This window comes from Nonomuraea guangzhouensis, assembly GCF_019396345.1.
In the GTDB taxonomy this organism is placed as follows: domain Bacteria; phylum Actinomycetota; class Actinomycetes; order Streptosporangiales; family Streptosporangiaceae; genus Nonomuraea; species Nonomuraea guangzhouensis.
In genome coordinates, this window is sequence record NZ_JAHKRM010000002.1 from 412,973 (window position 1) to 439,956 (window position 26,984).

Consider the following 26,984-nt stretch of genomic DNA (forward strand, 5'->3'; position numbering starts at 1 on the left):
AATAAGCACCCAGGAAGGGAAGGCTTCCGAATCACGGGAGTCTTCCCTTGACCCATAAGTTGACCGGAATCCAACGTGCGGCCTGCTAGATGTCGTCGTCGGCGTTGACGGGCATCCGCTTGACCTCCCCCGCCCTGGACAGAGAGCGTCAGAACTCTAGCATTCAGATATGAGGGGATTCGCGAAGCACTCTCTCAGAGCGAATCCATGAATGTGATCGAGGAGACGATGCAGGATGGACGAACTGACCCGAGAGCTGGACACAGCCACATGGCGCAAGTCCACCCGATCAGGACCCGATGGCGGCAACTGCGTTGAGGTCGCCGAACTCGCCGGAAAACGCCGAGGCGTCCGCGACAGCAAGGATCCGGCCGGGCCAGCGCTGGTCTTCACCCCTGGCGAGTGGGACGCCTTCATCAGCGGCGTGAAGGACGGGGAGTTCGACTGATCAATCTGCTCCCAAGAAGAGAAGACTCCCAGCTCATAAGGGGCGTCTTCCCTTGACTCCTAAAATGACAGGAATTCGCCGCGAGAAATTTGTCGCTTCCGCTGAACGCAGCGTTTAGCAGCGGCCCTCGCGAGGTTCCACCACGCTCGACAATCTGGTAGGCCGCCAGGGCATTGCCAGTATCAGTGACGAGGACGGACAGGATCCGATCCCCTCCTCGGCCCGTGGCTTGCCGCTTTGTCAACCACGAGCCGCCGGCCTGCCCGATGCCGTCGTCGGCATTGATGCCCGCCCTTCACCACTGCGATGGGCAGACCCGGACGGTATTCGAGCTCGTAGGGCGCACAGCCTCGCCCCCGCTTCGGCCTGCCTCCGGCGACCATGATCTCCCCATCCGTGATGGTGTACTCGCCGACCCTGCCCCCGTTCCGACCTCAGCTATTTCAGTTGATGTTCAGCGAACGGCCGCCGGGTTTCATTCTCGCGAGGAAAGAGATCCATAGACCGCAGCCAACCAGCGCTGTACTCGAGTCAGGCGAAACACCCCATTTTCGAACAAAGCTCGAACGCGCTATGCCTTTCACCGCGTTTAAGCTTGTTTGTTGATGTGATGTTGATTACCGTGTGACCACGTGAGGGACGCCGCCTCCTGATCTGTTCTGGTGCAGCGAGCCGTACAAGGGGATCATCTTGGCCAACCTCGATCGCGAGGCGGTGCGGGCCGTGGCGGAGCGGATTCAGCGGCTTTCGGACGAGCACTGGTGGGCGCTCGATCCCTCCTGTCGCCTGATGGAGAACGACGCGTGGGTGGGTCCGACGGGTGCCCGGTTCGACGCCCAGGTCCACGCCGACCAGCGTGAACTGCGGGACATGCTCGCGGAGGCCGTACACAGCGCAAACCAGAAGCTGGCCTCGTTTCAGGACAAGCCATGACGGAGTTCACTGGGGTTAAGCAGCCCGACTTCGACACGATGGCCAGCAAACACACCGAGGCCGCCAGGCGGCTGGAGGAGTTGGCGCAGGCTCTGCACAGTGAGCTGCAGAGCGCCGGGTTGGACCCGTCTCCGGCGGCGCGGCTACGGCAGTTGGCCGGACGGGTGACGACGCAGGCCGAGGATCTGCGGCGGCGGCAGAAGCTGGTCCATGAGCTGCAGCGGCAGAAGGTCACCTTCGGGAGGAGTACGCCTGCCGGGAGCTTCCTCGAGATGCCTGATGGGCTAGAGGCCGCCAAGGGGCTGTTGGACGGGACGCTGGCGGGTCGCGCTGCGCTGAACGCTGGGGACGGGGATACCAGGGCGCTGGCCGAGCTGGAGAAATACGTGTCGCGGGCTGGGGATGCGGAGTTCGTCAAGGCGTTCCTGGGCACGTTGGGTGCCAGAGGCATGACGCAGCTGCCCGGCTCGCTCGCCGCGCAGTTGCGCGATGCCAGGGCTCACGAAGACTCCGATCGCGTGGCTCAGCTGTCCGGCCAAGGCAGGAAAGCCCTGCGCATGCTGAGCGCCGCGCTGGCCAAGGCGACTGATCCGAAGAATCCCGCGTACATGGGCGCCGGCTTCACCAAGGAGCTGGCCAAGGAGGGTCGGGCTGAGCATAAGGCCGGGGACACGAAGTACTTGGGATACCAGGCTCAGGCGCTCATCTGGCGCGCTCACGACGGGAAGCCGCCGTTCTCGAAGGAGTTCATGGAGATCGTTGGGCGTGATGTGATCGTCTATGAGCAGGAGCAGCGCAAGGACCAGTGGGCGGCGAGCCAGGACCTGCTGGGCCGCACTTTCGCGGGAAGCCAGATCCCCATATTCGACCTGGCCGGCTCGTTTGGCCTTGGCACCCTGTTGAGGCCGGAAGCGTATGTGCGCAGTCCAGGTATGAGGGCCGAATCATCGGTTGTGGACGATCTGTTTCACGCGGCTAAGTCGAGTCGAGAGGCGTCCCAGGCGCTGCTGGACTACACACCGGCTGGGTGGAAGCAGTCTGTGCTCGACTATCTGCTGACGACTCGATGGGGCGCTGCCCGATATTTGGGCGACTACAAGCCGATCAGAGACATGCTGGTCACCGCGACGACCGGCCAGGATGCGACCTCCAGGAAGCTGGCCGCCGAGATGATCAAGGTCGTCGCCGATGACGTGCGCGGCGCCTTCGGCAAAGGCGAGAGCGGCAATCTGGAGATCAAGAACAGAGACACATTCGATCGTCTCGAACCCCTGCGCTACCCGCTGGGCCGCGCGATCGCCGCCAATATTGACCAGCTCTCCCGGCTATTCCTGAACCATGCGACCTTCGGCAAGGTCGCGCCCCAGGACATGTCCTACGCGCTGGCGCTGGCCACCGCCGACGACGCAGGATTCGAGGAACTGGTGAGAGCGCAGACTGAACACATGCGAGCGGCGCTCGGGACCATACCTCCGGTCGGTCTCGACGCCTCTAACGCTGAGCGGCTCGGTTTCAAGAAGTCCGACGTCAAAAAGTACGACTTCGACGGGGATGGGCGAATCGACAAGGCCGACATCCTGCAGTTCCTGACGGACCGGACCGTGGCGGAGGCACGTCCTTTTACTCACATCGTGGAGATCCGCCGCCAAGTGCTGATCGCCCAGGGGTTGGATGACAAGAAGGCGGACGAAGCGCTGAAGACCATGGTGGATAACGCGATAGGGCTGCTCCCGGTGCCGGGAGCCAAACAGATGGGCGAGTTGGCCACCGGAGCCTTCGGCAAGCTGGTCAGCATGGAGTACGACAAGCTCGCCGGAACTGCGTATGACGAGATTGCCAAACAGGTCGCTCAGCAGATGTCCGAACACGGGCGGGGCCTGGATGAGGCGCACCAGACGCTCGCGGATAATCGACTGGCGATAGAGAGACTGGCGGAGCAAATGCTCTCCACAGCCATGCTGAACAAGGGTTTGCTTGACAAGCTCGATATGAAGGATCGGATATTCGCGACCGGAGTCCCACCGACGATCAAGCCCTTCGCCGAGATGAGCCCACAGGAATACAGCCAGTTCCTTGAATGGGTTCGGACCAAGGGGGGAAGCGATGCTCTACTCGATCGTTTCGACGGCACTTTCCGGCGGACCAGCGAGGTGGACGACTACCTCGGCCTCCAGATCCCGTCCTCCCCCGGAGGTGGCGGATGAGGCCTTCTCGTTTGCTTGTCGCTCTGAGTGCTCTCGGGATGCTCTTGGCAGCATGCACCCCGGAGAAGGACATCGTCTCCACGCCGGCCCCAGTCCTCCAGCCCATCGTGGACTCCGCCCCTTACATCTGCAGGCTTGTCCCGGAGCAGGCGTTTCGGTTGGTAAGTGATGCAACTGGGTCGCTCGTCGAGAAAACGGATGGCAGCGAGAGCAGCGGTGAATGCTGGGCCCCCGATACGACCCCTCGATCACTTGAGGTGGGCTGGCTGCAGGTGAGCGATGGGACGAACCAGGAGCATTTGAACTTTGTTATGAACGGCAGGCGTCAAGTCTACAGCGAGCACGGCGGAGTCACACTTCCTACCGATCTCGGTGACGGCTTGGCCGCGTATCTGCCCAACACACCATTCGCCGACCAACCGTACCGAGTGAGCGCAAAGTTCCTCTGCGGCGGCAAAGCGCGAATGATCGACATCTTCCTAGCCAAGGTCGCCAAAGGCAGGGACGCGATCAAGGACATGACCGAGCTCATGCGCATCGCCCAAAAACGCTACGGCCACCTCTACAACTGCACTCCCGGCAAGTAACAAGCCGGCCCCCAGCCCTAACCCAGACGTCCAGAACGTCCCCCCAAGACACACTCACCCGAACCCACCATCAAACCCAGGTCAACCTTTCCCCCACCGAGACGAACAAAACCACACCCGCCCCCCATCCCCCAACCACCACAACCATCAACCGCTTGCGACCATGTGCTCACACAAAGTGGGACCGGCCGTCAGCGCCGAGATCCCTTCCAGCTACAGCAAAGGTCGGGGTACATGAACGAAGAGGCGGAGACGAGCGACCTGAACCTCCGCGTAGAAGCCCCCAAGGCGACAACGCGTCCCGCCAGCGCCCCCCGGGCCCGGCGCCGACATGCGAAGAATCTCCCGGCAGACAACAGCCACTGCAACTGCTCATGCATGGAAGGCCTCCACGCCGCCATCCTCTCCACAGCGATCGCCGTCGCCCAGGTGAGAGTCGAGATCGCCGGCATTCAGGCAGGCATCTCCCAGGACCTCGCAGCCATCGGCGACGAGGTCGCAGGTCTTCGCCGGCACGCCGACGAGCACCTCACGTCCGCGCAGTCCCTGATGGTGCGCAGATTCGACTCCCTGCAGTGCTCAGTGATCGACCTCGGACTCAGGCTCGATCGGCTGCTGGAGAAGAACGGCGCCTAGGAACGGCGTGAGTCCCCGATCTGTACCGGGGACTCACGTGAACAGCGGGTCAGCGGGACGCGCGGTTGACCGCCGAGATGATCGCCTTGAGCGAGGCCGTCGTGGTGTTGGCGTCGACGCCCACCCCCCACAGCACCCGCCCGTCAACGTCGCACTCCAGGTATGAAGCCGCCTTGGCGTCGGAGCCCGCGCTCATCGCGTGCTCCACGTAGTCGAGCACCCGCACCCGGATGCCCACCTTGGCGATCGCGTCGATGAAGGCCGAGATCGGGCCGTTTCCGACGCCGTCGATCTCCCGGATCTCGCCGTCGAGCCGCACGTCGGCGCCGATGCGGTCCTTGTCGTCGCCCCCCGACTCGTGGCGGTGCGCCATGAGGCTGAGGCGGCCCCAGCGGTTGCCCGGGTTGGGCAGGTATTCGTCGGAGAAGATGGCGTACATCGCGGCCGGGCTGATCTCGCCGCCTTCGGCGTCGGTGCGCGCCTGGACGACCTTGGAGAACTCGATCTGCAGCCGCCGCGGCAGTTCGAGCTGGTGGTCGGCCTTCATGATGTAGGCGACGCCGCCCTTGCCCGACTGGCTGTTGACCCGGATGACGGCCTCGTAGCTGCGGCCGATGTCCTTGGGGTCGATGGGCAGGTAGGGGACGGCCCACGTGAACGAGTCGACCGGCACGCCGGCCGCCGCGGCGTCGGCCTCCAGGTGGTCGAAGCCCTTCTTGATGGCGTCCTGGTGGGAGCCGGAGAAGGCGGTGTAGACCAGCTCGCCGCCCCACGGGTGGCGCGGGTGGACGGGCAGCTGGTTGCAGTATTCGACGATGCGGCGGACCTCGTCGATGTCGCCGAAGTCGATCTGCGGGTCGATGCCCTGGGAGAACAGGTTCATGCCCAGGGTGACCAGGCAGACGTTGCCGGTGCGCTCCCCGTTGCCGAACAGGCAGCCCTCGATGCGGTCGGCGCCGGCCATGTAGCCCAGCTCGGCGGCGGCCACGGCGCTGCCGCGGTCGTTGTGCGGGTGCAGCGACAGGACGATCGAGTCGCGGTACTTCAGGTGGCGGTGCATCCACTCGATCTGGTCGGCGTAGATGTTGGGCGTGGCCATCTCGACCGTGGCCGGCAGGTTGACGATGACCTTGCGGTCGGGTGTGGGCTGCCACACGTCGTTGACCGCGTCGCAGACCTCGACGGCGTAGTCGAGCTCGGTGCCGGTGAAGGACTCGGGAGAGTACTGGAAACGTACGTCCACGTCGGTCGCGTCGGCGAGCTTCTTGACCAGCTTGGCGCCCTCGACGGCGATGGCGGTGATGCCCTCGCGGTCCTGCCCGAACACCACCCGGCGCTGCAGCGTGGAGGTGGAGTTGTACAGGTGCACGATGGCCTGCTTGGCGCCCTCGATCGACTCGAAGGTGCGCTCGATCAGCTCGGGCCTGGCCTGGGTCAGGACCTGGATCACCACGTCGCCGGGGATGCGGTCCTCTTCGATGATCTGCCGGATGAAGTCGAAGTCGGTCTGGCTGGCGGCCGGGAAGCCTACCTCGATCTCCTTGTAGCCCATCTTCACCAGCAGCTCGAACATCTTCAGCTTGCGGTGGGCGTCCATCGGGTCGATCAGTGCCTGGTTGCCGTCGCGCAGGTCCACGGCGCACCATCGCGGCGCTTCGGTGATGACCTGATCAGGCCAGGTGCGATCGGTCAAACGGATCGGCTCGAACGCCTGATAACGCTGGAAAGGCATGGGGCTGGGCTGCTGAGCGGTCATGTCGGGAGCTCCTCGTCGGTCGAAAGAAAGCGGCCGACGCGCATGGCTCGCTCCGCGGCGAGGGAGCCGGCCTTAGTGGCCCCCGCCGCGGCAGCTAAGAAGGAGGCCACGCAGCATGTCTTGCACGTTACCAGAGGTCTCGCGGTAAACCGGCCCCGATCTCAGATGATGAGAACCGACAGGCAGGTGACGCAGCCCTCCAGCTTCTCGAATTCCGAGATGTCCACCAGCGTCACGTTCAGCCCGCGTTCCTGGAGCATCGCGCAGGTTCGGGGCGCGGAGGCGGCCATCAGCACGCGGTCGCCGCCCAGCAGCACCACGTGCGCCCCTGACTCCTCTGCGGGCACCAGCAGGCCCGGCAGGTCCACGCGGGCGGGGTCGCCGATGAGCGTGCCGTCGGGCAGCGCCGTGACGGCTGACTTCAGGTGCAGCACGCCGTTCAGGTCGACGGGCACCACCTGCCGCTCCGGCAGCAACGCGCTGAGCTGGGTGATCCCCTCGTCGTTGGTCCTGCCCGACCTGCCGACGTACACGGTCCTGCCGACCTGCAGGACGTCGCCGCCGTCGAGCGTGCCGGGCCGCGCGATCCTGACGGACTTGATCCCGAGCTCCTGTACGAGGGCCGCCACGGAGGCCACCTCGGGCCGCCGCTCCTTGGCCCCTGGCCTGGTCAGTACGGCCAGCCGGTCGGAGACCACGACCATGTCCTCGACGAAGGGCCCGTCGGGCAGGTCGTCGGCCGGCTCCACGTGACGCGCCTCCCAGCCGGCCTCCTCCAGCGCGGCGACGTAGCGTTCGTGCTGCTCCAGGGCCAGTTGGTGATCAACCGGCTCGCGCTCCAGGTGCGTGACGATGCCCTCGGAGATCCGGGGCCCGGGCTTTCTTACCAGCGCGATACCAGGCATAGGGCGTGTTCTATCACGTAGTCACTAAAGTCTTGGACATGCAGGATAACGAGATTCTCACCAGGATCAGCGATCTGGTCACCGAAGAGCACGAGCTGCGGAGCAGGCTGTCGGCGGGCGAGGTCAGCTCGGACGAGGAGCACGCGCGGGTCAGGGAGCTCGAGGTGGCTCTCGACCAATGCTGGGACCTGCTCAGGCAGCGCAGGGCGAGGAGGGACGCGGGCGAGAACCCGGACAGCGCCCAGGCCCGCCCGGCCGGCGAGGTGGAGAACTACCGGCAGTGACCGGGAAAAGGGCCGGATCTCACGCTCGAGTTTCCCTGATGTTAAGCGGACGTTAGATCTAGCCCGTCTCCTCTTGTCGGAACAACCTTCTGCGGAGAGGCTCTGGCCTGCACCTACTCCCCCCAGGAGGTAAACCGTGAGCCAACCCCGCGTGCCGTGGAAAGCAGTGATCGGCGGTTCTGTCGGCAATCTGGTCGAGTGGTACGACTGGTTCGTCTACAGCAGTTTCGCCGTCTACTTCGCTGCCTCGTTCTTCCCTGAGGGCAACAGCACCGCCCAGTTGCTCAACACCGCGGGCATCTTCGCCGTGGGCTTCTTCATGCGCCCGATCGGTGGGTGGCTGCTCGGCAGGTACGCCGACACGAAGGGCCGCAAGGCCGCGCTGACCATGACGGTCACGCTGATGTCCTTGAGCGCCCTGCTGATCGCCATCGCCCCGACGTACGCGTCGGTCGGCTACTTCGGCGCCGTGGTGCTGCTGATCGCCCGCCTCCTGCAGGGCATCTCCGTGGGTGGTGAGTACGCGGCCAGCGCCACGTACCTGACGGAGGCCACTCCGGCGGGCAAGCGCGGCTTCGCCTCCAGCTTCCAGTACGTCTCGATGACCGCGGGCCAGCTCGTCGGCCTGGGCCTGCAGATCATCCTGCAGAACACGATGACCAAGGAGGCGCTCAACTCCTACGGCTGGCGCATCCCGTTCGTCGTCGGCGCCCTGGGCGCGGCGGTCGTGTTCTACCTGCGGCGCAACCTCCTGGAGACCGAGGCGTACGACGAGGAGGAGCAGGACAAGGAGGCCGGCAAGGGCGAGCGCGGCACCATCAAGGCCCTGCTGGCGCACAAGAAGGAAGCGATGCTGGTCATCGCCCTGACCATGGGCGGCACGGTCGCGTACTACACCTACACGACCTACCTCACCAAGTACCTGGTCAACACGGCGCACCTGCCGAAGGAGACCGCGTCGCTGGTCAGCTTCTCCGCGCTGTTCATCTTCATGTGCATCCAGCCGCTCGCCGGCGGGCTCTCCGACCGGATCGGCCGCCGGCCGCTGCTGATCACGTTCGGCATCGGGTCGATGCTCGGCACCGTGCCGCTCATGACCGGGCTGTCCAGCGTCTCCGGCTTCACCGGCGCGTTCATCCTGTCGCTCGTCGGCCTGATCATCATCACCGGCTACACCTCGATCAACGCGGTGGTCAAGGCGGAGCTGTTCCCGACGCACGTCCGGGCGCTCGGTGTGGCGCTGCCGTACGCGATCGCGAACGCCCTGTTCGGCGGCACGGCGGAGTACGTCGCGCTGTGGTTCAAGCAGGCCGGCATCGAGTCGGGCTTCTACTGGTACGTCTCGGCCTGTGCGGCCGTGTCGCTCGTGGTCTACCTGACCATGCGTGAGACCCGCGACGCGGCACTCACCCGCGCGGAGCGGGAGGGAGCGGCGGAGTCGGTCCCCGTCCGGGCCTAATCTGGCCTGATGCGAGTTCTTCTGGTCGAAGACGACGATCGGCTCGCCTCCGCGCTCACCACGGCCCTCGCGCGCCACGGCCACCAGGTCGTGCGCGCGGGGCTGGCAGTCGACGCCCTCCGCCTGGCGGGGGGCGTCGACTTCGTCCTGCTGGATCTGGGCCTGCCGGACATGGACGGGCTCGAGGTGCTGCGCCGCCTGCGCCGGGTGTCGGCCGTGCCGGTCATCGTGGTGACCGCCCGCACGGAGGAGCGCGAGGTGCTCCGCGGCCTGCGGTCCGGGGCCGACGACTACCTGGTCAAGCCGTTCCGCACGGTCGAGCTGATGGCGCGCATGGAGGCCGTGATGCGCCGGGGCACCCGGCCGATGCCGACCCGCGACCACGTGGTGAGCGTCGGCGACGTACGCATCGACCTGGAGTCCAGGCAGGTCACCGTGTCGGGTGAGCACGTGACGCTGACCAGGCGCGAGTTCGACGTGCTCGCCCTGCTGGCCCGCGAGCCGGGCGTGGTGCGCAGCCGCGAGGAGATCCTGGACGAGGTCTGGGGCGACCCGCTGCTGTCGGCCTCCCGCTCCCTCGACGTGCACGTGGCCGGGCTGCGGTCGAAGACCGGCCGCCCGCACCTGGTCGAGACGCTGCGCGGCACCGGCTACCGCCTGGGCTCCACGGCGTGAACTCCCGCTTGGTGGTCACGTTCACCACGCTGATCGTGTTCCTCATCGCGGCGCTGGCGGTGCCGCTCGGCTTCGCCTACGCCTCGCACCGCACCAACCGGCTGCTGCTCGACCGCCGCGCCGACGCCACCCGTTTCGCGGAACTGGCCGACCAGGCCGCGCGCGACGGCGACCGTACGGCGCTGACGGCCGAGGTCGTCCGCTACGCCGACCTGTACGGCGCGGCCATCCGCGTACGCGACAGGGACGGCACGATCCTGGTCACGGCCGGTCACTTCGACGGCGACGACCAGGAGGCGACCCGGCTGGCCCTGAGCGGCCGGACGACCGAGGACCTGCCCACGATCAGCCCGTTCGGCCCCTCGACGGTGCTGCTGGCCGAGCCGGCGGGCAGGGACGCGCAGTTGTCGGGCGTGGTGCTGCTCCAGGCCCGCACCGACCAGTCGCGGCTGGACGTCTCGCTCGTCTGGGGCGCGCTGGCGCTGGGCGCGCTGATCGCCCTGGGCTACTCGGTGCTGGCGGCCAGGCAGCTGGCCCGCTGGATCCTGCGCCCGGTGACCGAGCTCGACCGCACCACCCGTGCCATCGCGGAAGGTCATCTCGACGCGCGGGCCCATCCGGGCGCGGGGCCCTCGGAGCTGCAGCGGCTGGAGGAGCGGTTCAACGCGATGGCCGACGCGGTGTCGGGCGCGATGGAGCGGCAGCGGGCGTTCGTGGCCGACGCCTCGCACGAGCTGCGTACCCCGCTGACCGTGCTCGGGCTGCGGCTGGAGAACCTGGAGCCGCATCTGCGCGCGGACGGCACCACCGAGTTCGAGGAGGCCATGGCCGAGCTCGACCGGCTGGCGCTGCTGGTGGAGGACCTGCTGGCGCTGGCCAGGGTGGAGGCGGGTGTGGGCAGCGAGACGAAGGAGATCGAGCTGCGGCCCCGGCTGGCGGTGTGGCGGGAGGTCTATCCGGCCAAGGATCTCACCCTGCGGGTGGAGGTGCCGGAGATGTCGCTGGTGCCGGAGGCGGCGGCCAGGGTGGCGGACATCGCGCTGGACAACGCGCAGAAGTTCGTGCCCGCGGGCGGCACGGTGACGGTCACGCTCTCCGACGGCGTGCTGCGGGTCGCCGACGACGGGCCGGGGCTGGGCGAGGAGGAGCGGGGCGACGCGCTGGGCCGGTTCTGGCGGTCGGGCGCGCACGCCAACGTGCCGGGCAGCGGGCTGGGCCTGGCCATCGCCACGGAGCTGGCCAAGTCGTGCGGGGCCACGTTGAGCCTGCTGGCCGCCGTACCCCATGGGCTGGTCGTGGAGTTGCGGCTGGCTCAGCCGTACACGGACCTGTAGTAGCGGGCGGCGCCGGGGTGCAGGGGGACGACGCCGGTGCCGATGGCGTAGCGCTTGTCGAGGCGGCCGCCGGGGGCGGAGGGGGCCTGGAGGCGGTCGCGGGCGTCGAAGAGCGTCTCGGTGACCGCGAAGGCGACCTCGTCCGGCAGGGTCCTGCGGCAGACCAGGTAGCTGGGCGTGCCGACGGTGGGAATCGGTTTCGGGCCGCCGTACGCGCCCGCGGGGACGGCCGCGTTCTCGTACACCGGCCCATAGACGCGGCGCAGCACGGGCACCAGCGGTTCGAGCGGGACCAGTTTGATGTCGTCGAGCGAGGCGAGCGCCGGGGTCGGCACGCCGCCCGACCAGAAGAACGCGTCGATCGCGCGGTCCGCGAGCGCCTTGATCGACATGTCCAGGCCCAGCCTGACGACGGTGTGACCACGCACGCCCGCGGCCTCGAGCACCCGTACGGCGGTCACGGCCGTGCCGGACCCGTCCGCTCCGATGGACACCTTCCGCCCGGCCAGGTCTTTGGCCGTCGTGATGACGGAACCCGCGCGCACGACCAGGTGCACGTAGTTCATGTACATCCTGGCCAGCGCGGCGACGGGCTGGTGGCGCATGCTCACGGCGTCGTCGGCGCTGTCGGCGAGCGAGAACCCGAGGTCGGCCCGGCCGTCGGTGAGCATGGTGAGGTTCTGGACGCTGGCCGCGGTCTGGAGCACCTCCACGGTGAACCCGTCGCGCCGCAGCTCGGCCGCGAGCCGGTCGCCGAGCGCCCCGTACGGCCCGCCGGCCAGCCCGGTCGCCAGCCGCAGCGACGGCTGCCCCGAGGCGGTGTCCGAGCAGCCCGCAGCGGCCGTCGCGACGAGCGCGAGAAAGACACGGCGGGACATACGCACAGGTTCACGTTATCGAATCGAGCAGAATGGACAATGTGACCGAACGGGACGCGCACCTTCGAATCTCCGCAGAGCTGATGATGTTCCTGCCCGTGAGCCGGCGCCGCGAGCGCCAGCGGATCGCCATCGGCGGCAGCTCGACTCTGGGACACCACGTGGAGTCGGCCGGCATCCCGCTGACCGAGGTCGGGCCGATGACCGTCGCCGGGCGCGGAGTCGGACCCTCCTACCAGCCCGCCGCGGGCGACGTCATCGAGGTACGTCCGGTGCCCAGGCCGCAGCCGCTGCCGCGCGAGCCCCGCTTCCTGCTGGACGTGCACCTGGGCACGCTGTCGCGGCGGCTGCGACTGCTCGGCCTCGACGCGGCCTACCACAACGACATGGACGACCCGGCCCTGGTGGTGCAGGCGAACGAGGAGCGCCGGGTGCTGCTGACCCAGGACCGCGGCCTGCTGCGCCGCCGCGCGCTGTGGCTGGGCGCCTACGTCCGCGGCTCCCGGCCTCAGGACCAGCTACGCGACCTGCTCGAACGCTTCACCCCGCCGCTGCGCCCGTGGACCCGTTGCACGGCCTGCAACGGCGAGCTGGCTCCGGTGCCGAAGGGCGAGGTGTTGCCGCTGCTGGAGGCGGGCACCCGGCACGGCTATGACGCCTACGGTCAGTGTGGGGACTGCGGCCATGTCTACTGGCACGGCGCCCACAGCGGCCACCTGGAGGAGATCGTCCGGTCGGCGCGGGAGTGGGCGGCCACGGCGTGACGCAGGGGTCGAACCCTTACCTACAGAAGGGCAAAAGTGATGCGAAAGCGGTTCACGGCTATCGGAATTTCCCTCTCAGCGCTGACCGCCCTGCTCTTATCCACACCTTCGTACGCGGCCTCTCCCACACCAGCCGCTGAGAGCCAGCGGATAGCAAAGGCCATGATGCCCAGCTACGGCTGGAGCCCTTCATCGCAATTCGGCTGTCTGGTCTCACTGTGGAATCGCGTCAGCCGCTGGAGCACCACAGCGGGAACGCCGTCAGGACCATACGGAATACCTCGAGCGAATCCTGGGAAGCTCATGGCGTCCGCCGGCCCAAACTGGAAGACCAACGCCAGGACCCAGATCAAATGGGGATTCGGCTACATCAAGAAGCACTACAGCACGCCCTGCGCCGCATGGAGCCACTACCAAAGCTCCGGCCGATACTGATCAGGTGGTTACGGGGTGACGCAGGGGTCGAACTGCTCGATCTCCGGCAGGTACCGTCGCCAGTCGGCCACGCTCAGCGTGCCGCCCGCCCTGCGGCAGACCTCAGTCAGCGCCCGGTCGCCGTCGAGCGCGAACTGCTTGATCACCCCTTCCGGGGTGGCGGCGTAGAGGGTCCGCCCGTCCCGGCTGAAGGCGATCGACGCGTTCGCCGATTCCCCCTGCCAGTCCAGCCCGTCGTACACGACTCCCAGGAACCCGCGACTGGCAACGTCCCAGAGCCGGATCCGTTCGTCGGTGCCATAGGTGGCGATCGTGTTCCCGTCGGGCGACCAGATGGGGATCCCCGCACCGCCCTGGACCGCGGGGAAAGACGCGATGGCCCTGGTGAAGGCGGAGTCCCACAGCGTCATCCGCTCGGACCCGCTGATGACCGCATATCTGCCGTCAGGGCTGAAGGCGGTCGTCCCGCCGGGCACCCCGCCCGGCCCTACGGGAGCGCCGCCGACCGGATCGATGATCGTGAGGTAGGGAGCGGACGCTGTGACCAGCGCCTTCCCGTCGGGTCTGAAGGCCATACCGGCCGATCCCGGCGCTGTGGTCCGGGTGATGGATCCGTTGCGGAGGTTCCACAGCTCCACCGGGGCCGTCTCTTCTGTGCGCGCGGGGGCCACGGCCAGCGTCCCGCCGTCCGGGCTGAACGCCATCCCCGCCACTCCCCCCGCGTCCTTGTCAGCGAGGGTGAAGGCCGTACGCACGGCCCCTGTGCGCGCATCGAGCACGGTGACCCGCGTCGTGGCCGCTCCCCCCACTGCCAGCAGGGAGCCGTCGGAGGAGAAGGAGAGCACTGCTCCGTCGCCTGTCTGTCCGCCGACATCGATGGGCCGGGCAACCTCCTTGCCGCCCGCCCAGAGCCGGGCCTGGCCGGCGGAGTAGACGGCCAGCCCGCCGCCGCCCGGCGCCAGACGTGCGAATTCACTGGGGGTTCGCCGGACCAGGGCGCTGTCCGACAGCCAGGAGACGTCGGCCGTGTAGACGGTGCCCGCGTCCGTCAGGATGCGCAGGGCAGTGCCGTTGAACCGCAGCTCGTTGATCGGCGCGTGAAGGTGCCGGTCGGCCATCACCCACCCATCGGAGCGCCGCAGGACGACCAGCCTGGCGGCGGCCCACGTCGCAATGAACCTGTCGTTGAAGGCGATGGCGCTCGCTATGGGCCCCGCATTGTCACCTGGCAGCGGCTTGCCCGAGGGCACGCTCCTGAACAGCAGGCTGGTCCCCGCGCCGTCCTCGGCCTCGGGACGGAAGACGGCGACTGCGAGCTCCCGGCCGTCGGGATCGAATTCGGCACCCTGGATCTGCGTCTTCAACGGCAGCCATGACGCGGGGAGCCGTCGCCGCGTGCGTAGGTCCCAGAGCTCGGCCCGGCCGCCGCCTGTGGAGTAGCGGACGCCCAGGGCACCGTCCGGGCTCACGGCGTCCATTCCGAGCGATCTCCGGGTCTCCAGGTCCCACCAGGCGCCATCGCGGCCTCTGTCGATGCCTTGAAGGATGAACAGGCGCCGTCCGTCCGGAGAGAAGCGCAGCGAGTCGGCGTGGGTCGGCAGCACGCCCGCCGCGAAAGGTGCGCCCTTCGGAGTTCCGCTGAACACGTCCCAGAGGCGTACGTGCCGCTCATCCTGTATGGCCAGCGTCCGGCCGTCATAGCTGAGCGCGAGCTTCGACACCGGACCGACTCCTGAGAGCACCCTCGTCCGCCGATGCCGCGGAACGTCCCAGAACACCACCTGACCGCCCACCGAGGCGAGGAACGTCCGGCCGTCGGGGCTCAGGGCGTAGCTGGTGTCCGCGCTCGCCGCAGGGTCGGTGAAGGAGTCGAGCGTGATCTGCGACATCGAGTCGTACAGCGCGCCTCTCGACTCGGGCAGCGGGGCCAGCCGCCAGGCGGTGGCGCTCATCATCATGCTCACCCTCGGCGAGGTGTCGCGCAGGTCGGCCGCGCGCAACACCAGCGATCTGGCGAGAGCGTCATCGCGCTGCCGCTCGCTCACCCCGCGCCGGTACTCGGCCAGGCCCAGCCCGCCCAGCGTGGTCGCCAGCAGCACGGCGAGCGCGGCGGCGATCATGCCGCGCCGCCGGGACTGCCGCCGGGACTGCCGGGTCGCGGCGTCGAGGAACTCGCGTTCCTTCCTGGCCAGCGTGAGGTCCTTGCGCTCGGTGGCCGCCCAGTGGAGCGTACGGTCGAGGCTGGAGCCGTGCAGGAGGTCGCCGGGTTTCCGGCCGTGGCCGTCCCAGAGCCGGGCCGCCTCCACCAGCCGCCGGTGTACGGGCAGGCCGTCGCGGTTGTCGGCCACCCAGGTCCGCAGCCTGGGCCACGCCTGCACCAGGGCGGGCTTGGCCAGCTCGTACGTGTCGCCGGTCCGCCGCACGAGGCCCGCCGCGCCGAAGAAGGTGAGCAGCGCGTCGACGGCCTCGGTCTCGGGGAGTTCGTCGCGGGTGACCGGCCGGAGTGAGCCGTCGCCGTCGAGCATGCGCAGGAGGACCTCGGGCGCGGTCGCCTGTTCGGCCTCGGAGAGCTCGCTGTACAGCTCCTCCGCGATGGCGCCCAGGTCGGGCTCGGCCGTGCTCCTGAGCGGGCTGGCCAGTGAGCCGCCGCGGGTCAGCGGGTCGCCGCCGGTTTCGTCGCTCTCGCCCAGCAAGCTGTCGCTCTCGCCCAGCAGGCTCAGGAGGACGTCGCGGGCCGAGGGGCGGTCGGTGGCCTCTCGCACGAGTACGGCGGACACCAGCGGCCCGAGCGGGTCGGCCAGGCCGGCGAGATCGCCGGGAGCGGGGCGGAAGTCCATCACGTCGGCGACCACCGCGACCGGGTCGCGGACCGCGATCGCGTCCTCGCCCCGGGCGGCGAACAGCACCACCAGCCCCCACGCCCACAGATCCGCCGCGGCCGTCGCGCCCCGCCCGGCCAGGACCTCCGGTGCCATGTAGTTGGGCGTGCCCATGACCGGGCCGGTGGTCGTCGGCCCGATCTCGCGCGCCACGCCGAAGTCGATCACCCGGGGACCGTCGGGCCCGAGGATGATGTTGTCCGGCTTGAGGTCGCGGTGCACGACACCGGCCTGGTGGATGGCCGTCAGCGCGGTCGCCACACCGATCGCCAGGCGCCGTAGCGTGTCACCCTCGTAGGGCCCGTGCTCGGCGATCACCTGCCGCAGGTTGGGGCCGGGCACGAACTCACTGACGATGTACGGCTCGGCCACCTCGATGACCTTGGCCGTGCAGAACGAGGCCACCCGCTGGGTCGCCGCCGCCTCCTTGGCCAGCCTGGCCCGCGACTCGGGATCGTCGACCCTGGGCACCTTGACGGCGACCCGCTCCCCCGCCTCGCCGTACGCCTCGTAGACGACGCCCTGGCCACCGGCGCCCAGCCGCCCCGCGAGCCAGTAACGGCCCAACCGGTGCGGGTCAGAGGAAGTAAGCGAAGTCATCAGGTGTGCAATTCTTATCGATATTGCCTGAGTCGAGGAAGGCCGCGTGGAATTTCGCATCATGGGTCCGCTCGAGGTGCGTGACGGCGACGGCGACCGCACCCCGAGCGCGCCCAAGCACCGTGACCTGCTGGCGATGTTCGTGCTCAACGCGCGTCGCCCGCTCACCGTCGGACGGCTGCGCCACCTGCTGTGGCCGCGTGAGGGTGGTGACCGGTCCGACTCGCTGGTCCGCGGGTACGTCGGGCAGCTGCGCCAGCTCATCGGCAAGGATGTGATCACCACGGTGTCCGGCACGTACACGCTGGCCATCGGCGAGGAGCAGCTCGACGTCGACCGCTTCAGATCGCTGGTGGAGCGGGGCTCGTACGAGGAGGCGCTGGCCCTGTGGCGCGGCCCGGCGCTCGAAGACCTCGACCCCGACGGCGAACGCTGGGTGGAGACGCGGCGGCTGCGCGAGGAGTTGGAGGAGCTGCGGCTGCTCGCCCTGGAGCGCAGGGTGCAGCTCGACCTCGACGCCGGCCGCCACCGGGAGCTGCTGTCCGAATTGCGGAGGCTGGCCGGGCAGTATCCGCTCTGGCAGCGCTTCCGGGGCCAGTACATGCTCGCGCTCTACCGCAGCGGGCGGCGGGTGGAGGCCCTCGACGCGTACGCGGCGTTACGGGAGGCGCTCGACGACGGCCACGCGATCGAGCCCGATTCCGATCTGCAGCTGCTCTATCACCGCCTGCTGCACGACGACGTGTCGCTGCACGTCTCGGCGGGGCCGCCGGTGCTGCTGCCGCACGACATAGCCGGCTTCACCGGCCGCGCCGACCTGCTCGACCTGGTGGTGGACGGGCAGGTCGTGGTGCACGGGCAGGCGGGTGCGGGCAAGTCGGCGCTGGCCGTGCACGCCGCCTGGCGGGAGCGCGAGCGCTTCCCCGACGGGATCCTCTACGCCGACCTGCGCGAGACGACGGCGCCCGCGGCGGTGCTGGAGGACTTCCTGCGCTGGCTGGGCTGCCCGGCCCAGGCCGTCCCCGCCTCGCTCGACGGGCGGGAGCGGCTCTTCCGTACGTACGCGGCCAACCGCCGGCTCCTGGTGCTGCTCGACAACGCGTCGTCCGAGAGCCAGGTACGGCCGCTGCTGACCTCCTGCGCCACGGTCGTCACCAGCCGCTCCTCGCTCGGCGGGCTGCCCGACGCGACCCGCGTGTCCGTGGGGGTGCTCGGCGAGGACGACGCGCTCGACCTGCTCGTCCGTACCTCCGGCCGGGCGGCGGACGAGGCGCTGCGCAGGCTGGCCAGGTTCTGCGGCGGGCTGCCGATCGCGCTGCGCATCGCCGGGTCCCGGCTGGCCGCCCGGCCGGGCTGGACCGTCGACTACCTGGTCGGCCTGCTCGAAGACGAGCACGAGCGGCTCGACGGGCTGCGCTCCGGCGACCAGGCCGTGCGCAGCGTGCTCGCCATCGGCTACGACGGCCTGCCCGAACCCGCCAAGGCCACGCTGCGCGGGCTCGGCGCGCTGTCGGCGCCCGACTTCGCGGACTGGGTGGCCGAGCTGTTCGGCGGGCACGCCGAGGCGCTGGTCGACGCCGGGCTGCTGGAGACGCACGTGGTCGACGTGGCGGGTCAGGTGCGCTATCGGCTGCACGACCTGACCCGGCTGTTCGCCCGCGAGCAGCCCGCGCCCGGCGCGCTCGGACGGCTGCTGGACGTGGTCCTGGCCCGGGTGCGGTCCTCGCGCTTCTCGCTGGTCTCCGGCGATCCGGGCACGTTCGTGGCGACCAGGGACATCAGGGAGTCGGTCGAGTGGCTCGCCGCCGAGCGAGCCTTCCTGGTCAGCCTGGTCTCCGACCTGCGCCAGGCCGGGCTCGACGACGGCTGTCGCCGGCTCGCCCACCTGCTCGGGCCGTACCTCGAACGTCACCGCTTCCTCGACGACTGGCGGCACGTCATCGAGGAGGCGCTGGCATCGGCGCGACGCGCGGGCGACGCGATGGGCGAGGCGCTGATCCTGCGCGACCAGGGCGACCTGCACCTGGCCGAGCAGGAGTGGGACCTGGCGCACGACCGGCTCCGGCTGGCGCTCGGCATGTTCCTGGGCGCCGGGCGCACCCGCGACGTCAACCAGACCAGGCGGCGCCTCGGCCGCGTCCACCTCGAACGCGGCCGCCTGCCCGAGGCCGAGCGCGCCCTGCTCAGCTGCCTCAAGGCGGCGGAGAACGATCGCGACGCCGCCGACGTGCTCCGCGTGCTGGGCGCGGTCCTGCACCGCGCGGGCCGCCTCGACGAGGCCGCAGAACGCCTCCAGACCGCCGCCGGCCACCTCGCCGCGCTCGGCGACCGCTACCGGCAGGCCGACACGCTCCTGGACCTCTCCTCGGTACGGCTGGCGCAGCGCGCGGTCCCCGACGCCAGGACGGCCGCCGAGACGGCCCGGGGCATCGCCATCCGGCTCGGCGACCGGCTCCTCGACGCGTACGCCCTGCTGGCCCTCGCCCGGGTGAACCAGGCGGAGGGCGCGGCGGAGCGGGCCGGAGAGCTGGCGGGGGCGGCGCTGACGGTCTTCGAGGCGCTGGGGGACGATCAGGGCCGGTCGCAGGCGCTTCCTCTGGTGGGATAGCGCGGCCCTTAGGTATCACCAGAAACCGATTCGACACTCTCCCGCAACATCGTGGAAACGGCCGGTTCCTAAGGTCCGGCCATGCGGCTAACCCCACACGAGCAGGAGCGCCTGCTCATCCACGTCGCCGCCGGGGTGGCGCGGCAGCGTCAGGCCAGAGGCCTGCGCCTCAACCACCCCGAGGCCACCGCGATCATCGCGTCGTTCCTGATGGAGGGGGCCAGGGACGGGCGGACCGTGGCCGATCTGATGGAGGCGGGACGCTCGGTGCTCGGCCGCGACGACGTCATGGAGGGGGTGCCCGAGATGCTCGACTCCGTACAGATCGAGGCGACCTTCCCCGACGGCACCAAGCTGGTCACCGTACACAGGCCGATCCCGTGACCGCGGACGCGGCCGATGGCCGCGCGCAGGCCGATCCCGTGATTCCGGGCGAATATCTGCATCCCGCCGATGACATCCCGTTGAATCCGGGGCGGCCGCGGGTGACGGTCCGGGTGGTCAACACCGCGGACCGGCCGATACAGGTCGGATCGCACTACCACTTCGCCGCCGCCAACCCCGGGCTGGCCTTCGACCGCGACGCCGCCTGGGGGATGCGGCTCGACGTGCCCGCGGGCACCGCGATCAGGTTCGAGCCGGGGGTCGAGCGCGACGTGACCCTGGTGCCGATCGCCGGGCGCCGCGTGGTGCCCGGCCTGCGACCGGAATGGGCGGGCCCCCTCGATGGCTGACATCTCCCGTACGCGCTACGCCGCCCTGTACGGCCCCACCACGGGCGACCGCATCAGGCTGGCCGACACCGACCTGTTCATCGAGGTCACTGAGGACCTGTCCGTGGGCCCGGCGGGGGCCGGGGACGAGGCGGTGTTCGGCGGCGGCAAGGTGATCCGCGAGTCGATGGGGCAGGCCAGGACGACCCGGGCCGAGGGCGCGCCGGACCTGGTCATCACGGGTGCGGTGATCCTCGACCACTGGGGCGTGGTCAAGGCCGACATCGGCGTCACCGGCGGCCGGATCTCCGCCATCGGCAAGGCCGGCAACCCCGACACCATGGACGGCGTCGACATCGTCATCGGCCCGTCCACCGAGATCCTGAGCGGCAACGGCAAGATCCTCACCGCGGGCGCCGTCGACTCCCACGTCCACCTCATCTGCCCGCAGATCCTCGACGAGGCGATCGGCGCGGGCGTCACCACGATCGTCGGCGGCGGCACCGGACCGGTCGAGGGCACCAAGGCCACCACGGTCACCGGCGCCTGGTACCTGTCCCGGATGCTCGAGTCGCTCGACTCCTACCCGCTCAACTTCGCCCTGCTCGGCAAGGGCAACACGGTGAGCGCCGAGGGCCTGCTCGAACAGCTCGAGGCGGGCGCCTCGGGGTTCAAGCTGCACGAGGACTGGGGCACCACGCCGTCGGCGATCGACGCCTGCCTGACCGTGGCCGACGCGAACGGCGTACAGGTGACGATCCACACCGACACCCTCAACGAGGCCGGGTTCGTGGAGTCGACGCTGGCCGCCATCGGCGATCGGACGATCCACGCCTACCACACGGAAGGGGCGGGAGGCGGGCACGCGCCGGACATCATCAGGATGGCGTCGTTCGCCAACGTCCTGCCCTCCTCCACGAACCCCACCAGGCCCCACACCGTCAACACGCTCGACGAGCACCTCGACATGCTGATGGTCTGCCACCACCTGAACCCGTCGATCCCCGAGGACCTGGCCTTCGCCGAGTCCCGCATCAGGCCCGCCACGATGGCGGCCGAAGACGTCCTGCACGACCTGGGGGCGATCTCGATGATCGGCTCGGACTCGCAGGCGATGGGCCGGGTCGGCGAGACGATCATCCGCACCTGGCAGACGGCGCACGTCATGAAGCGCCGCCGCGGCGCCCTGACCGGCCCTGCGGACAACCTCCGCGCCCGCCGCTACGTCGCGAAATATACGATCTGCCCGGCTGTCGCCCATGGCCTCGACGCCGAACTCGGCTCCGTCGAACGCGGCAAGCTCGCCGACCTCGTCCTCTGGGACCCGGCGTTCTTCGGTGTCAAGCCCACCCTCGTGCTCAAGGGCGGCGTGGTGGCCTGGGCCCAGATGGGCGACGCGAACGCCTCCATCCCCACGCCGCAGCCGGTGCTGCCGCGCCCGATGTTCGGCGCCGCCCCCGTCACGGCGGCCGCCACCTCGCTGCACTTCGTCTCTCCGCTCGCCCTCGACGCCGGCCTCGCCGACCGCCTCGCGGTCCGCCGCCGTCTCGTCCCGGTGGCGGACGTACGGGGGCGCGGCAAGGACACGATGCCGCTCAACGACGCGCTCCCCCGGATCGAGGTGGCCCCGGACACGTTCGAGGTCCGCGTGGACGGCGACCTGATCGAGCCCGCACCCGTCGAGACGCTCCCGATGACCCAGCGCTACTTCCTCTTCTGATGAACCCCGCCCTCCTGCTCCTCACCGACTCCCGTCTCCCGGCCGGCGGCCACGCCCACTCGGGCGGCACCGAACAGGCGATCGCCACGGGGGCGGTCCACGACCTGGCGTCCCTCGCCGCCTTCCTGCGGGGCCGCCTGCACACGTCCGGGCACGTCGCCGCCGCCCTCGCCGCCGCGGCCTGCGCCTTGAGCACCACCGGCTCCCCCGACGCGGAGGCCGACGCCAGGACCGCCTCGTGGGACCTGCTGGACGCGGAGGCCGACGCCAGGACCGCCTCCCCCGCCCAGCGCGACGCCTCCAGGACCCAGGGTCGGCTGCTCCTGCGGGTGGCTCGTCGCCTGTGGCCGTCGGTCGTGCTCGACGGGCTGGCGCGAGCCGTACCGAATCCCCATCACCCCATCGCGCTCGGCGCGGCGGCACATGCGGCGGGAGCGTCGCCCGAGGACGCCGCCCTGGCGGCGGCCTACCACGCGATCACCGGTCCGGCCACGGCGGCGGTCCGCCTGCTCGGCCTGGACCCGGTAGCGGTACACGGCCTGCTGGCCGACCTGGCCCCAGACCTCGCCACCACGGCCACTGCCCCTGGGCTCACCGACCTGCCATGGGCCGAGCTGCCCGCGAGGTCCGCCCCCGCGCTGGACCTGCTCGCCGAGCGGCATGCGGGCGCCAAGGTCAGATTGTTCGTCTCCTAGGAAGGATCCGCCATGGGCGCCAATCACGACGATCACCACCACGCCCCGGACCACCACGGCAGAGCGCTCCGCCTCGGGGTGGGCGGGCCGGTGGGCAGCGGCAAGACGGCCCTGGTCGCCGCCCTGTGCCGAACACTCGGCGGCTCCCTGCGGCTCGGTGTGGTGACCAACGACATCTACACCACCGAGGACGCCGACTTCCTGCGCCGGGCCGGGGTGCTCGACCAGGAACGCATCCTGGCCGTCGAGACCGGCTGCTGCCCCCACACCGCCATCCGCGACGACATCGCCGCGAACCTCGACGCCGTGGAGACCCTGGAGGACAGGTTCGGGCCGCTCGACCTGGTGATCGTGGAGAGTGGCGGGGACAACCTGACGGCGACGTTCAGCCGCGGCCTGGCCGACAGGCAGATCTTCGTCCTCGACGTGTCCGGTGGCGACAAGGTGCCCCGCAAGGGCGGCCCGGGGGTGACCTCGGCCGACCTGCTGGTGATCAACAAAACGGACCTGGCGCCGCTGGTGGACGCCGACCTGAACGTGATGGCCCGTGACGCGGCGGCGGTCCGTGGCGACAAGCCGGTCCTGTTCACGTCGATCAGGCAGGACCCCTCGGCGTCGGCCGTAGCGGCCTGGGTCTCGGAACAGGCCCGTTCCTGGCCCCACGAGCCCGTCCCAGCGGCATGACCCACCCCGCCCCATGACCAGCAGCGCCCCCCTGCCTGACACCACGGCAGAGACCACGTCAGCCGCCCACGCAGGCACATCGGCCGGCGCCGTTGTCGGGCGGCGGGCGATGGTGGCCCGGGCGGCTGTCGGGACCTGCCTGGCCGGGGGCCGGACGGTGGTCAGCCGTCTCAGCTCGGCGCCGCCCCTGACGTTCCGGCAGACCGGTCCGCAGGCCGTGCACCTGGTCTCCACGGCGGCCGGCCCGCTCGGCGGCGACCGGCTCGAACTCGACCTCGACATAGCCCCCGGCACCAGCCTCGAGGTCGGCTCGGTGGCGAGCACGCTGGTGCTGCCCGGCGACGGCGAGTCCGTCATGGTGATCACCGCACGCGTCGGCGCGGGGGCCGCACTCCGCTTCGCGCCCCAGCCAACGGTGCTCGCCGCCGGGTGCTTCCACCGCCTGGTGGTACGGCTGACGCTGGCGGCGGGCGCGCACGTGTTCTGGCGCGAGGAGATCGTCTTCGGCCGGTACGGCGAGGCGCCGGGCCGCTGCCACGCCCGCTTCGACGCCACGTACGACGGCCGCCCCCTGCTCAGACAGGAGTACACGGTCGGCGACCCGGCCTTGGACGCCTCCCCAGCCGTCTACGGCGACGCCCGCTGCGTCGGCACCACCCTCATCACCCCGAAACCCGCCCCCGCCCCACCAGAACCGGCCACACAGAGCCCGGCCGCCTCAGGGGCCGTGGTCGCAGGCGATGCCGCCGTATCGGGATCCGCGCCAGAGGCCGTGGCAGGGGACGTGGCGGAGGAGGTGCCGGGGGACGGCGTCGCCGTGTTGCCACTCGCCGGGCCCGGGGTGCTGGTGTCCGCGCTGGGCGCCGACGCCGTCGAGTTGCGGCGGCGTCTGGAGTGGGGTGAGGGTGTGGCCTTCGGTTACCTGGCAGGAGCCGCGCGCCCGTCCTAAGGTGATCGTGTGGCCGACCATCTCCCGCAGAGCCCCGCGAAGCCCACGGCGCGGCGCGGCTACGCGTTCGTCATCGCGGTCGCCGGAGCGCTGCTGGTGTTCTGCGCGTTCCTGCCGTGGACCGGGGTCGAGGCCAGGATCGGTGCCATCGGCGGCGTGTCCGACGACATGCGCGGCATCGACGACAGCCTCGGCGTCTACACGCTCGTCGCCGGGCTCGTCACGCTGGTGTTCGGGGTCGCGGGTCTGTTCGCCCGGCCGCTGGTGGCCGCGCTGGCCGTCGTTCCGGGGGTGCTGGCGACGGTCTGGCTGTTGATGTTCGTCGTCGATCCGCCCGGGGTCGGCAACGGGGTCTCCGTCGATCTCGGGTTCCTGTCGATCGAGCCGGGGATCCGCTACGGCTGGTTCGCCGCCCTGGCCTGCGCGCTGGCCGTGATCGCCCTCGCCGTCCTGTCACTCGTACGCGGCCGTCGAGCGTAGGAACTCAGTCGTAGAAGCCCAGGCGGCGCAGCTGCTTGGGGTCGCGCTGCCAGTCCTTGGCCACGCTGATCCGCAGATCGAGATAGACCCGAGTCCCCAGCAGCGCCTCGATCTGCTTGCGCGCCCGCGTCCCGACGTCCCGCAGCCGTTCGCCCTTGTGCCCGATCACGATCGCCTTCTGCGACGGCCGTTCGACGAACATGTGGGCGTAGATGTCGAGCAGATCGTCCCGCCCTTCGCGCGGCATCATCTCGTCGACCACCACGGCGATCGAGTGCGGCAGCTCGTCGCGTACCCCCTCCAGCGCCGCCTCCCGGATCAGCTCCCCGACCAGCACCTGCTCGGGTTCGTCGGTGAGCTGCCCGCCGGGGTACAGCGGCGGCGACTCCGGCAGGTGTTCGATCAGCACCTCGGCCAGCACGTCGAGCTGGTCGCCCGACTGCGCCGACACCGGGACGATCGCCGCGAACTCCGCCACCTGCGACAGCGCCAGGAGCTGCTGCGCGATCTGCTCCCTGGAGGCCAGGTCGCACTTGGTGACCACGGCGACGACCGGCGTCTTCTTCACCGCCGCGAGCTTGTCGGCGATGAAGCGGTCGCCCTTGCCGATGGGCTCGTTCGCGGGGACGCAGAAGCCGATCACGTCGACCTCGGTCAGCGTGGACAGCACGAGGCTGTCGAGCCGCTCACCGAGCAGCGTGCGGGGGCGGTGCAGACCGGGCGTGTCGACGATGACGATCTGGGCCTCGGGACGGTGCACGATGCCCCGGATGACGCGCCGGGTCGTCTGCGGCTTGGAGGAGGTGATCGCCACTTTGGTGCCGACCAGGGCGTTCATGAGCGTGGACTTGCCGACGTTCGGCCTCCCCACGAAGCAGGCGAATCCGGCGCGATGGCTGTCTGGCGAAGTCACATAGTGCATTGTGGCCTATCAAACTCCCTGGTGACGCCACCAGGCAAACGCCTCGGGCACCACCAGCGGCATCCAGGCGGTCGTGGTCAGGTCGGCGATCTCCGGCTCGGTCACCCATCGGGCGTCGTTGATCTCGTCGCCGTCGGGGGTGGGCGTGCCCGACTCGATCACGCAGCCGTAGACGGCGATGACGTAGGCGCACTGGTGCCCGTTGGGGTAGACGGTGCGGAACTCGGGCCCGCCGTACACGCCGATCAGGCCACGTACGGCGACGTCGATGGTGAGCTCCTCCTGGAGCTCCCTGACCAGGGCCTCCTCGGGGCGCTCGTCGGGGTCGACGCCGCCGCCGGGCGAGGCCCACAGGCCCACGTCGCCGTGCCGCGCCATGAGCGCCCGGCCCGCGGAGTCGAACACGAAGCCGCTGACCGACGGAAGCATCAGCAGGTCGGACCCGACCTTCGCGCGTACCCCGGCCAGATGGGGCGAGATCGGCATGTCAGCCCCGCAACGTGCCGTCGGGCCCGGCCACCAGCAGCGCCTTGACGCCCAGCTCGGCGGCCGCCGCCTCGTCCGCGGCGCTCGGCCCGTCGCCCGCCGTGACCAGCGCGACGGCCTCCAGCGACTGCGCGCCGCTCGAGATGGCCGTGGCGACCGCCACCTGCACCGCGGAGAGGGTGAGCGAGGAGAGCGCGACGTTCGTGGCCGAGTAGGTGCGCCCGGTCTCGTCGCGTACGGCGGCGCCTTCCACGGAGCCGTTGCGCGCCCTGGCCGCCCGCGCGAGCGTAATGATCTTGCTGTCTTCTGGATCGAGAGTCACGTGCTCTAGGTTAGGCGCTGGCCATCCCGACGACGGCGCTGAGCACCTGCCGCGTACGCTCCGTGTCCACCTTGGCGATGCCCGTGTGCACGACGGAGACCAGCGTGTCGCCCGAGCGGGCGAGCATCACGTCCAGCGCGTACGGATAGCCGTCCAGCCGCCCGCGCAGCTCGGCGCCCACGGCCTCGTCACCCACGTCCTCGACCGGCAGAATCGTCAGCCGCAGCCGGGTGCCGCCGCCCGACCGCACGGACCGGCACGCCTCCAGCGCGTCGGCCAGGTCGTCGATGTGCCCCGCGGCCTCCGAGCCCGCGTAGCGCGCCAGGCCCACCCCGGCCACCTCGCCCAGTTCGTCCCCCTCGAAGCTGGCCGCCGCCTGCGCCGTCAGCGCCCGCGCGGGCGCCCGGCCCGCCGCCGGATCGAGGACGGCCCGGCAGTTGCGGTCCGCCGGTGTGAACGGCACCCGCCACGGCTCCTCCGACCGGGCCGAGAAGCCGTCGGGCAGCCGCGGGTCCTTGTTGAGCACCTCACGCAGCCGGGCCGTCGCCTGGGCATCGATGTGGCTCTCGACCGGTCCGCCGCATCCGGCAAGGAGCCCGCACACGACGGCCAGGACAACGATCACGCG

At 69.9% G+C, this 26,984-nt stretch carries 27 protein-coding genes; 19 read left to right on the forward strand and 8 right to left on the reverse strand.

The genetic code is table 11. From position 1 onward, the window contains the following. The first annotated feature begins 235 nt into the window (after positions 1–235). From KME78_RS04885 to KME78_RS04905, 5 genes are all read left to right on the forward strand, one after another. Positions 236–448: a DUF397 domain-containing protein gene (locus tag KME78_RS04885; protein WP_219527528.1), complete on the forward strand. Its 213-nt coding sequence runs from the start codon at positions 236–238 to the stop codon at positions 446–448. A 690-nt stretch (positions 449–1,138) separates the two neighbouring features. Then, a complete protein-coding gene (locus KME78_RS04890) occupies positions 1,139–1,381 on the forward strand; it encodes a hypothetical protein (protein ID WP_219527529.1) in 243 nt (80 codons plus the stop codon). Then, positions 1,378–3,585 carry a hypothetical protein gene (locus KME78_RS04895; RefSeq protein ID WP_219527530.1) on the forward strand — a complete coding sequence of 736 codons (2,208 nt, stop codon included), beginning with the start codon at positions 1,378–1,380 and terminating at the stop codon, positions 3,583–3,585. The genes KME78_RS04890 and KME78_RS04895 overlap by 4 nt, the downstream gene beginning before the upstream one ends. Before the next feature lie 38 nt (positions 3,586–3,623). Next, the gene (locus tag KME78_RS04900; RefSeq protein WP_219527531.1) at positions 3,624–4,172 is read left to right on the forward strand and encodes a hypothetical protein; all 549 of its coding nucleotides are present in this window, start codon (positions 3,624–3,626) and stop codon (positions 4,170–4,172) included. A gap of 234 nt (positions 4,173–4,406) precedes the next feature. Then, positions 4,407–4,808 carry a hypothetical protein gene (locus tag KME78_RS04905; RefSeq protein ID WP_219527532.1) on the forward strand — a complete coding sequence of 134 codons (402 nt, stop codon included), beginning with the start codon at positions 4,407–4,409 and terminating at the stop codon, positions 4,806–4,808. 49 nt (positions 4,809–4,857) lie between these two features. Here KME78_RS04905 and leuA read toward each other — a convergent pair whose 3' ends face one another. Then, positions 4,858–6,564 (reverse strand): 2-isopropylmalate synthase, encoded by a 1,707-nt coding sequence (gene leuA / locus KME78_RS04910; RefSeq protein WP_219527533.1) that lies wholly within the window; start codon positions 6,562–6,564, stop codon positions 4,858–4,860. A gap of 161 nt (positions 6,565–6,725) precedes the next feature. After that, complete coding sequence (gene ddaH / locus KME78_RS04915; RefSeq protein WP_219527534.1) at positions 6,726–7,469, reverse strand: dimethylargininase; 744 nt, start codon at positions 7,467–7,469, stop codon at positions 6,726–6,728. A gap of 38 nt (positions 7,470–7,507) precedes the next feature. Between ddaH and KME78_RS04920 the strand changes: the two genes are divergently transcribed. The 4 genes from KME78_RS04920 to KME78_RS04935 all read left to right on the forward strand — a co-directional run bounded on the left by KME78_RS04920 (position 7,508) and on the right by KME78_RS04935 (position 11,221). Beyond that, positions 7,508–7,753: a DUF2630 family protein gene (locus KME78_RS04920; protein ID WP_219527535.1), complete on the forward strand. Its 246-nt coding sequence runs from the start codon at positions 7,508–7,510 to the stop codon at positions 7,751–7,753. 136 nt (positions 7,754–7,889) lie between these two features. Continuing rightward, positions 7,890–9,212, forward strand: a complete 1,323-nt coding sequence (locus KME78_RS04925; protein ID WP_219527536.1) for an MFS transporter — start codon at positions 7,890–7,892, stop codon at positions 9,210–9,212. A gap of 9 nt (positions 9,213–9,221) precedes the next feature. Next, positions 9,222–9,887: a response regulator transcription factor gene (locus tag KME78_RS04930; RefSeq protein ID WP_219527537.1), complete on the forward strand. Its 666-nt coding sequence runs from the start codon at positions 9,222–9,224 to the stop codon at positions 9,885–9,887. Continuing rightward, the gene (locus KME78_RS04935) at positions 9,884–11,221 is read left to right on the forward strand and encodes a sensor histidine kinase (RefSeq protein WP_219527538.1); all 1,338 of its coding nucleotides are present in this window, start codon (positions 9,884–9,886) and stop codon (positions 11,219–11,221) included. Before KME78_RS04930 ends, KME78_RS04935 begins: the two co-directional genes overlap by 4 nt. Here KME78_RS04935 and KME78_RS04940 read toward each other — a convergent pair. Further along, a complete protein-coding gene (locus KME78_RS04940) occupies positions 11,200–12,099 on the reverse strand; it encodes a TAXI family TRAP transporter solute-binding subunit (protein ID WP_219527539.1) in 900 nt (299 codons plus the stop codon). The genes KME78_RS04935 and KME78_RS04940 overlap by 22 nt on opposite strands. Positions 12,100–12,131: 32 nt before the next feature. Between KME78_RS04940 and KME78_RS04945 the strand changes: the two genes are divergently transcribed. After that, a complete protein-coding gene (locus KME78_RS04945; RefSeq protein ID WP_219527540.1) occupies positions 12,132–12,863 on the forward strand; it encodes a Mut7-C RNAse domain-containing protein in 732 nt (243 codons plus the stop codon). Between the two features lie 165 nt (positions 12,864–13,028). After that, entirely contained in the window at positions 13,029–13,298 is a 270-nt protein-coding gene (locus KME78_RS68510; RefSeq protein WP_504740159.1) for an aggregation-promoting factor C-terminal-like domain-containing protein, read from the forward strand. A gap of 8 nt (positions 13,299–13,306) precedes the next feature. Here KME78_RS68510 and KME78_RS04950 read toward each other — a convergent pair whose 3' ends face one another. After that, positions 13,307–16,777, reverse strand: coding sequence for a WD40 repeat domain-containing serine/threonine-protein kinase (locus KME78_RS04950; RefSeq protein ID WP_219527541.1), 3,471 nt, complete (start codon positions 16,775–16,777; stop codon positions 13,307–13,309). A gap of 46 nt (positions 16,778–16,823) precedes the next feature. On the opposite strand from KME78_RS04950, the gene KME78_RS04955 reads away from it, so the two are divergent. The 8 genes from KME78_RS04955 (at position 16,824) to KME78_RS04990 (ending at position 24,626) form a co-directional block, all read left to right on the forward strand. After that, the gene (locus tag KME78_RS04955; protein ID WP_219527542.1) at positions 16,824–19,385 is read left to right on the forward strand and encodes an AfsR/SARP family transcriptional regulator; all 2,562 of its coding nucleotides are present in this window, start codon (positions 16,824–16,826) and stop codon (positions 19,383–19,385) included. An 81-nt stretch (positions 19,386–19,466) separates the two neighbouring features. Beyond that, positions 19,467–19,769 (forward strand): urease subunit gamma, encoded by a 303-nt coding sequence (locus KME78_RS04960; protein ID WP_219527543.1) that lies wholly within the window; start codon positions 19,467–19,469, stop codon positions 19,767–19,769. Further along, on the forward strand, positions 19,766–20,119 hold the full coding sequence (locus KME78_RS04965; protein ID WP_308126809.1) for an urease subunit beta: 354 nt from the start codon (positions 19,766–19,768) through the stop codon (positions 20,117–20,119). Before KME78_RS04960 ends, KME78_RS04965 begins: the two co-directional genes overlap by 4 nt. Then, positions 20,112–21,818, forward strand: a complete 1,707-nt coding sequence (locus KME78_RS04970) for an urease subunit alpha (RefSeq protein ID WP_219527544.1) — start codon at positions 20,112–20,114, stop codon at positions 21,816–21,818. Before KME78_RS04965 ends, KME78_RS04970 begins: the two co-directional genes overlap by 8 nt. Further along, positions 21,818–22,513 carry an urease accessory protein UreF gene (locus tag KME78_RS04975; protein WP_219527545.1) on the forward strand — a complete coding sequence of 232 codons (696 nt, stop codon included), beginning with the start codon at positions 21,818–21,820 and terminating at the stop codon, positions 22,511–22,513. The genes KME78_RS04970 and KME78_RS04975 overlap by 1 nt, the downstream gene beginning before the upstream one ends. 12 nt (positions 22,514–22,525) lie before the next feature. After that, positions 22,526–23,197, forward strand: coding sequence for an urease accessory protein UreG (gene ureG, locus KME78_RS04980; RefSeq protein WP_219527546.1), 672 nt, complete (start codon positions 22,526–22,528; stop codon positions 23,195–23,197). A 13-nt stretch (positions 23,198–23,210) separates the two neighbouring features. Further along, a complete protein-coding gene (locus KME78_RS04985) occupies positions 23,211–24,146 on the forward strand; it encodes an urease accessory protein UreD (RefSeq protein ID WP_246650394.1) in 936 nt (311 codons plus the stop codon). Between the two features lie 9 nt (positions 24,147–24,155). Continuing rightward, a complete protein-coding gene (locus KME78_RS04990) occupies positions 24,156–24,626 on the forward strand; it encodes a hypothetical protein (RefSeq protein ID WP_219527547.1) in 471 nt (156 codons plus the stop codon). Positions 24,627–24,630: 4 nt separating this feature from the next. On the opposite strand, the gene era is transcribed toward KME78_RS04990, so the two are convergent. From era to KME78_RS05010, 4 genes are read right to left on the reverse strand one after another with little or no spacing between them, the layout of a single operon-like run. Continuing rightward, positions 24,631–25,539 (reverse strand): GTPase Era, encoded by a 909-nt coding sequence (gene era / locus KME78_RS04995; protein ID WP_308126810.1) that lies wholly within the window; start codon positions 25,537–25,539, stop codon positions 24,631–24,633. An 18-nt stretch (positions 25,540–25,557) separates the two neighbouring features. Further along, entirely contained in the window at positions 25,558–26,034 is a 477-nt protein-coding gene (locus KME78_RS05000) for an NUDIX domain-containing protein (protein ID WP_281428601.1), read from the reverse strand. Between the two features lies 1 nt (position 26,035). Next, positions 26,036–26,356, reverse strand: coding sequence for a cytidine deaminase-like protein (locus tag KME78_RS05005; protein WP_219527549.1), 321 nt, complete (start codon positions 26,354–26,356; stop codon positions 26,036–26,038). Positions 26,357–26,366: 10 nt separating this feature from the next. Next, positions 26,367–26,981: a hypothetical protein gene (locus KME78_RS05010; protein ID WP_219527550.1), complete on the reverse strand. Its 615-nt coding sequence runs from the start codon at positions 26,979–26,981 to the stop codon at positions 26,367–26,369. Positions 26,982–26,984 lie beyond the last annotated feature (3 nt).